This is a genomic window from Spirillospora sp. NPDC048819, assembly GCF_040650055.1.
Taxonomy (GTDB): Bacteria; Actinomycetota; Actinomycetes; order Streptosporangiales; family Streptosporangiaceae; genus Spirillospora.
In genome coordinates this window covers 126,003-132,194 of record NZ_JBEZGN010000031.1, presented here as the reverse complement: position 1 = coordinate 132,194, position 6,192 = coordinate 126,003, and the positions used below count along the sequence as shown (strand labels likewise).

Genomic DNA, 6,192 nt, shown 5'->3' with positions numbered 1-6,192 from the left:
GTGACCGTCCGGCCGTAGCGGGCAGTCGAGAGCGTAAACAGAGCCCACAAGGACCGAACAGACAAGCTCGGTCCTTCAGGGCCGAGTAGTTGACTCCTTGCCCACGTCCGAGTGGATCGCGTCGATGCGGTTCTGCCGGGCGTCCGCCGGCAGCAGGTAGCCGTCCCGCACGTTGTGGACGTCCGCCTTCGTGACGGCCGCGACATAGCGGCCGTGGGACGCGTAGAGCGAACCGAGCTGCGCCTCGTCGAAGGGCACGTGGGTGCCGAACAGGAAGCAGAACGTCTCGCCGGAGTTCTCCCCGGTGTTGAGCGCCGTGGGAGCCTCCACCTGGGAGAGGCGGATCCCGCCCTTGGCCAGCCCCAGCGAGTCGCGAACCTTGCTGCCGTCCGGGTTGAGCTGGAGCGGCGGCGCGGACGGCGGCGGCACGTCCCACTTGGTCCACCGCACCAGATGGGCGTACGCCGAAGCGATCACATGGTGCAGCGGGACGCGGCTGAACGCGGGCCGGTCGCACTGGTAGGTGGGGGCGGAACCGAGGTCGCGGGTCAGGATCGGCCGCCGGTACTCCTGCCCGTGCCAGCCGGAGTGCGCGGCCCCCGCCACCTCCCACCGGCGGAACGCGTCCGTGTCCGGCGGCCGGTTGGACGAGCGGACGTCGGTCTCAGAGAGGACCTGGAACACCGGTTCGGGGCCGCGCCGGCTCGGGGCGGTGCCGACGATGAACCCGTACCCGTCGAAGACCTTCTCGGTCTGGGGAAGGACCGCGTCGTAGTAGGTGGTCATCCGGAACGCCGACTGTGAGGCGCCCACACCCAGCAGCGTGTCCGCTCTCAGCCCGCCAAGCGGCGCCGAGGCTCCGCGTTCACGCAGGGTCTTCGCCACCTGCGCGAAGATGTCGTACGACAGCTCGTCGGCGGTGAACCGCCCACCGCCGGTGACGTCGAGATCGCCGTAGCGGGCCGGGCTCCACTCGGTGAGGTGTTGCACACCGACCCGCTGCGCGGAGATGCCCGCCCAGACGTGCCCGTCCCGGATGATCTGTTCGCTGCTCCACAGGGCGTCCAGGTCGTGTCCGGCCGTGACGTTCTGCCATTCGGCGATCACCGTGCCGCTGAACCGATGGGCCCTGGCCGGCCGCCGCACGATGACACGCGTCTTGTACGGGACGTCGGCGGCGAGCCGCTCCCCCGTGGCGCTGTAGGCATCGGCCTCGCCGGAGACGAAGAATTCCTGTTCGACGTACCCGTGCGAGGCCAGGTCGACGTTCGTGGCCATCCACGGATAGGTGTCCTCGACGTCCGGGGACGACGGGTCGCCGGGCGGCGCACCCGGTATCGGCCCCTCCACGGCGGGGCCGCCCTGTGCCTGGGCGGTCCCCGGCGCGGCGGTGAGCCCGACGACGACCAGCGCCGCGACCAGGAGCCGGGTGACTGGCGAGTACCTCACTTCATTCCTCCACGGGCCGCAGGTGACGGAGTCGATTCATGATCTCCGCGGCCTGCGGTGTCCGCATCGGCAGAATCACCGGCCGGGACGGCCGCCTCGCCTCCTCGGGCCGGTCACGTCCGGACGGCCCCTTGGGTGAGGCGGTGGGCGAGGAGGCGGCCGAAAGTGAGGGCGGGGGTGACGAGCATCCCGCCGCAGAAGCTGTTGCCGCAGGTGGCGGCGGCGCCGATCAGTTCGCCGAGTGCGTACACGCCCTGCATGGGCGTGCCGTCGGTGCGGCGGACGCGCAGGTGTTCGTCGACGTCCAGGCCGGAGAAGGTGATCAGGGTGATGCCGTGGTTCTCCATGGCGAAGAACGGGCCCTCGGCGATGGGGGCGGGCAGGTGGGTGCGGCCGAACTCGGCGTCGCGGCCTGCGGCGACCGCGGTGTTGTAGCGCTCGACGGTGGCGGTCAGGCCGTCCGGTGAGATGCCGGCGAGTGCGGCGAGTTCCGTGAGCGAGTCCGCCTTGTGGACGCCGAGGCGGACGCCGGCCTTGGCCAGGACGTCGTCGGGGCTCCAGCCGGCGACCATCGGGACGGAGGCGAGCCGTGCCCGGTCGTCGAAGACGGTCCAGAACGTCCCGTCGGTGGCGGCGGCGAGGGCGCGTTCCTTGAGATCGATGCTGGGTTCGTCCTCGGCGACGAACCGGCGTCCGGCGCGGTCGACGTAGATCTCCCAGGGGAGCCGTTCGTTGGCGACCAGCAGCGGGCGGTCCTCGTAGTACGCCTTGCCGGGGGTGGTGGGGTGCGGGAGGCCGCCGAAGGTCGGCAGGTACTGCCCGCGTCCGGCGATCGCGGCGCCGGCGTCGCGGGCGATGACGAGGCCGTCGCCGGTGGACGTCGGATGGGCGGCGCTGACCAGGGGGAAGCCCTCGACCTCTTTGAACAGCTCCTCGTCGGAGCCGAATCCGCCGGTGGCGAGGACGACCGCGGGGGCCGTCACCTCGACCTCGTCGACTCCGCGGCGCAGGACGGTGACGGCCGGCGCGCGGCCGGTCCCTTCGGTGAGGCCGATCGCGGTGCTGCCGAGCCAGAGGTCGGCCCGCCCGGCGGTGACCTGCTCGTCCAGCAGGCGTTTCAGGACGGCGAGGATCGACAGGCCGCCGTCCTTGCCGTAGTAGGTGCGCGGGACGCCGTACGGCTCGTGGCCGTACACCAGCCGGGGCGACTCGGGCGCGAACTCGAAGCCGAGGTCGTCGAGCCAGTCGATGGTCTCGGGCGCGTGGCGGGCGGCGAGTTCGACGAGGTCGGCGCGGGCGGTGCCGCCGCTGATCCGCTCGATGTCGGCGAGGTGCGCCTCGACGGAGTCGTCGATGCCGTGCTCGCGCTGCCGGCGGGTGCCGCCGGCGGACATGTGCCCGCCGGAGCTGTGCAGGGTGCCGCCGATCCGCGAGTCCTTCTCGACCAGCAGGACGCGGGCGCCGCGCGCCGCGGCCTCGGCGGCGCACGGGATGCCCCCGGTGCCCGCCCCGACGATGACGAGGTCGTAGTTCCTGGCCGTCGTCACGCTAGCTCCCTCACTTGTTCCGTCTTTAGGAACGATGTTCCACTATGCTGCATGATGCTCGCCGTAAGGATCGGGCGCAAGTAAGAGCAGCCGAAACGGAGGTCCTCCCATGCCGCTCGGAGCCGTCATCGAGGCCGTGGTCGCCACCCGCGACCTCGGTGCTTCCCTCGACTTCCACACGCGGGCGTTCGGCCTCGACGTCCTGCACCGGGACGCGCACGGTGCGCTGCTCGGCGCCCCGTCCGGGACCACCGGGCTCCTCCGCCTCGTCGCCGCGCCGGACGTCCCGCACTCGCCCGACCCCAGGATCTGGGACATCGGGCCGCGGCTCCTCGGCATCTACTCCCGTGACCTGGAACGGACGGCCACCGCGATCGACGCCGCCGGCGGCCGGTCCCGCGAGCGGGTGACCTACCCGTACGGCGCCGCGACGCTCAGCGAGTTCGTCGCGCTCGGCGCGGACGGCATCTGGTGGACGATCCCGAAGGCCGCCGCCGGGCACCGGCCGAGCCCCGCCCTGGAGAACGACTCCGGCCGGCCGCACGGGGAACTGCACACGGCGGTGATCGTCCCGGCCGACCACGACGCCGCGGTCGGGTTCTTCACCGCGGGCGGTCTGGAGATCCTGTTCGAGGGCGAGATGTCGGGAGATCCGTTCGACCGGATGACCGGCATTCCCGCGGACGCGTCCCTCCGGCTGACGTTCCTGGTCTCCCCCGGCCATGCGCCCGCCCGGCTGGAGGTCATGTCGTTCACCGGTGTGGACGCCGAGGACCTGTCCGATCGCCCGCTCGGGCTCCGCCGCCTGGTGTTCGCCCCCGGCGACCCGGACGCGACCCGGGACGCGCTGCTCGGAGCGGGCGGAACCCCGATCGACGCGACGACGCTGCGGGGCCCGTCCGGCATCGAGATCGAACTCCGCTCCGGCCGGGCCTGACCCCGGGCCGCCGCCTAGTCGAACCACCAGGGGGCCTTGTCCTCGGGGGAGCGGATCAGGAAGGAGCGCTGCCGCTGGAAACGGCGGATGGAGGCCGCGCCCATCCGCGACCCGCCGAGCCCCGACGCCTTGAAGGCGTTCTTCTCGCCGTCCTGGACGAAACCGGTCAGGGAGGCGTCGTTGACGCTGATGCCGCCCGCCTCCAGCCGTTCCCCGACCGCCAGCGCCGCCTCGGTCGTGGCCGCGAACACCGCCGCGGACAGGCCGTACTCGCTGTCGTTCGCGAGCGCCACCGCCTCGTCGGCGTCCGCGAACGGCATGACCGGCAGCACCGGGCCGAACGTCTCCTCCCGCATGACCTTCATCGTGTGGTCGACGCCGGTGAGGACGGTCGGCTCCAGGTAGGCGCCGCCGCCCAGGGTGCGGATCTCGCCGCCGCAGCGGACGGAGGCGCCGCGGGCGGCCGCGTCCGCGAGCTGCTCCTCGATGATCCCCACCTGCGCGGCGGAGATCACCGGTCCGAGTTCGCCGTCGGCGGCCTCCGGGTAGGCCAGGCCGACCTTGCGGGCCCGTCCGACCAGCAGGTCCACGAATTCCGCGAAGACGGGCTCGGCCACGTAGACCCGCTCGATCGACATGCACGAATGGCCGGTGTTGACCGTCCCGCCGTACAGGACGGCCTGTGCGGCACGGTCGAGATCGGCGTCTTCGCAGACGATCGCCGGGTCCTTGCCGCCGAGTTCCAGGAACGCGGGGATGAACCGGGCCGCGGCCGCCGCGCCGACCGCACGGCCCGTCCGGACGCTGCCGGTGAAGCAGATCAGGTCGGCGGTGTCGACGACGGCCGCGCCGGTCGCGCCGTCGCCGTCGATGACGGTGAGGACGCCGTCCAGCCGGGGGACGGTGGCGACGCAGTCGCGCAGGACGGACGCGAAGCGCGGGGTGATCTCGCTCGGCTTGATCATGACGGCGGATCCGGCGAGCAGCCCGGGGACCGCGTCGATCATCGCGAGCAGCAGCGGGAAGTTCCACGGGCTGATCACGCCGGCCAGCGGATACGGCAGCGGACCCTGCCGCAGGGCGATCCCGGGCATCGAGGTCGGGACGGTTCCGGCGTCGGCGAGCAGGTCCGGCGCCCGGCCGCACCAGCGGTCGAGGGACGCCAGGACGCTGTCGACCTCCAGCCGGGAGACGGGCAGGCGCCCGGTGTCGCGGACGAGCGCCGCCACCATCGGGCCGGCGCGTTCGGCGAGCGCGTCGCGGAAGGCGCGCAGCGCGGCGACCCGTCCGGTCACGCCGAGGGCGAGCCACGACGGCTGCGCGGCGCGTGCGCGTGCCGCCGCCGCTCTCACCTCCGCGGCGTCCGCGCAGGCGAGGGTCTCGTCCGTGCGCCCGGTGCGGGGGTCGCGCACGCCGATCCGTCGTCCCATCCGAACCTCCCCGGAGAAGCTGTTCCGACCACCGTAACGGTGTTCCGCCGAATCGGAAATGGTGGTAACAATAATAGTCTGATGTATTGACCCTCAGACGGAGGACAGTGTGATCGGAACGCACGGGTGGACCCTGCACAGCTGGGCGATCCTGCTCCACATCGTCCTGTTCGCCTACTGGCTGGGCGGCGACCTCGGCGTCTTCTACTCCAGCCGGTTCATCCTGAAGCCGGAACTGTCCGTGCAGGCCCGCGGCATCGCGGTGAAGATCATGCACGTGGTCGACATGGCGCCGCGGATCTGCCTGGTGCTGTTCCTGCCGAGCGGCATCACGCTGATGGCCGCCGACGACCTGGGCCGCGACATCTTCGGCGGCTGGCCGCTGGCCGCCGTCTGGCTGCTCTCGCTGATCTGGCTGTGGCTCGTGATCACCGACTACCGGCGCCGGCCCGGGCGGTTCGGAGACCTGGTGCACCGGACGGACTTCACCGTGCGCTGCGCCCTCACCGCCGGACTCCTCGGCGCCGCCGCCTACACCTTCGCGGCGGACGAGCCGTTCGGCGTCACGTCCAACCCCAAGTGGCTCGCCGGCAAGGTCGCCGCCTACGCCCTGTGCATCGCCGGCGGACTGATGATCCGCGTAAAACTCAGACCGTTCGGTGCCGCCTGGGGGAAGCTGCTCGCCAAGGGCAGCGACCCGGAAGTCGAGCGTGACATCCGCGGTGCCGTCCAGGGATGCATCCCCTATGTCCTGGCCATCTGGGCACTGGTCGTGCTGGCCGCGCTCCTGGGCGTGGTCAAGCCCGGCACGACGGCCTACTGATGCGTC

At 72.0% G+C, this 6,192-nt stretch carries 5 protein-coding genes; 2 read left to right on the top strand and 3 right to left on the bottom strand.

Features of this window, described 5'->3' with window-relative positions:
- Nucleotides 1–75: 75 nt before the first annotated feature.
- Nucleotides 76–1,449: an alpha/beta hydrolase domain-containing protein gene (locus AB0C35_RS33030; protein ID WP_358464674.1), complete on the bottom strand. Its 1,374-nt coding sequence runs from the start codon at nucleotides 1,447–1,449 to the stop codon at nucleotides 76–78.
- A gap of 113 nt (nucleotides 1,450–1,562) precedes the next feature.
- Nucleotides 1,563–2,996 carry an FAD-dependent oxidoreductase gene (locus AB0C35_RS33025; protein WP_358464672.1) on the bottom strand — a complete coding sequence of 478 codons (1,434 nt, stop codon included), beginning with the start codon at nucleotides 2,994–2,996 and terminating at the stop codon, nucleotides 1,563–1,565.
- 109 nt (nucleotides 2,997–3,105) lie between these two features.
- Between AB0C35_RS33025 and AB0C35_RS33020 the strand changes: the two genes are divergently transcribed.
- Nucleotides 3,106–3,933 (top strand): VOC family protein, encoded by an 828-nt coding sequence (locus tag AB0C35_RS33020; RefSeq protein WP_358464669.1) that lies wholly within the window; start codon nucleotides 3,106–3,108, stop codon nucleotides 3,931–3,933.
- Nucleotides 3,934–3,947: 14 nt separating this feature from the next.
- Here the strand turns inward: AB0C35_RS33020 and AB0C35_RS33015 are convergent, their stop codons facing one another.
- Complete coding sequence (locus AB0C35_RS33015) at nucleotides 3,948–5,363, bottom strand: aldehyde dehydrogenase family protein (protein WP_358464666.1); 1,416 nt, start codon at nucleotides 5,361–5,363, stop codon at nucleotides 3,948–3,950.
- Between the two features lie 109 nt (nucleotides 5,364–5,472).
- Here AB0C35_RS33015 and AB0C35_RS33010 point away from each other — a divergent pair, with 109 nt between their 5' ends.
- Entirely contained in the window at nucleotides 5,473–6,186 is a 714-nt protein-coding gene (locus AB0C35_RS33010; protein WP_358464663.1) for a hypothetical protein, read from the top strand.
- The last annotated feature ends 6 nt before the right edge of the window (nucleotides 6,187–6,192 follow it).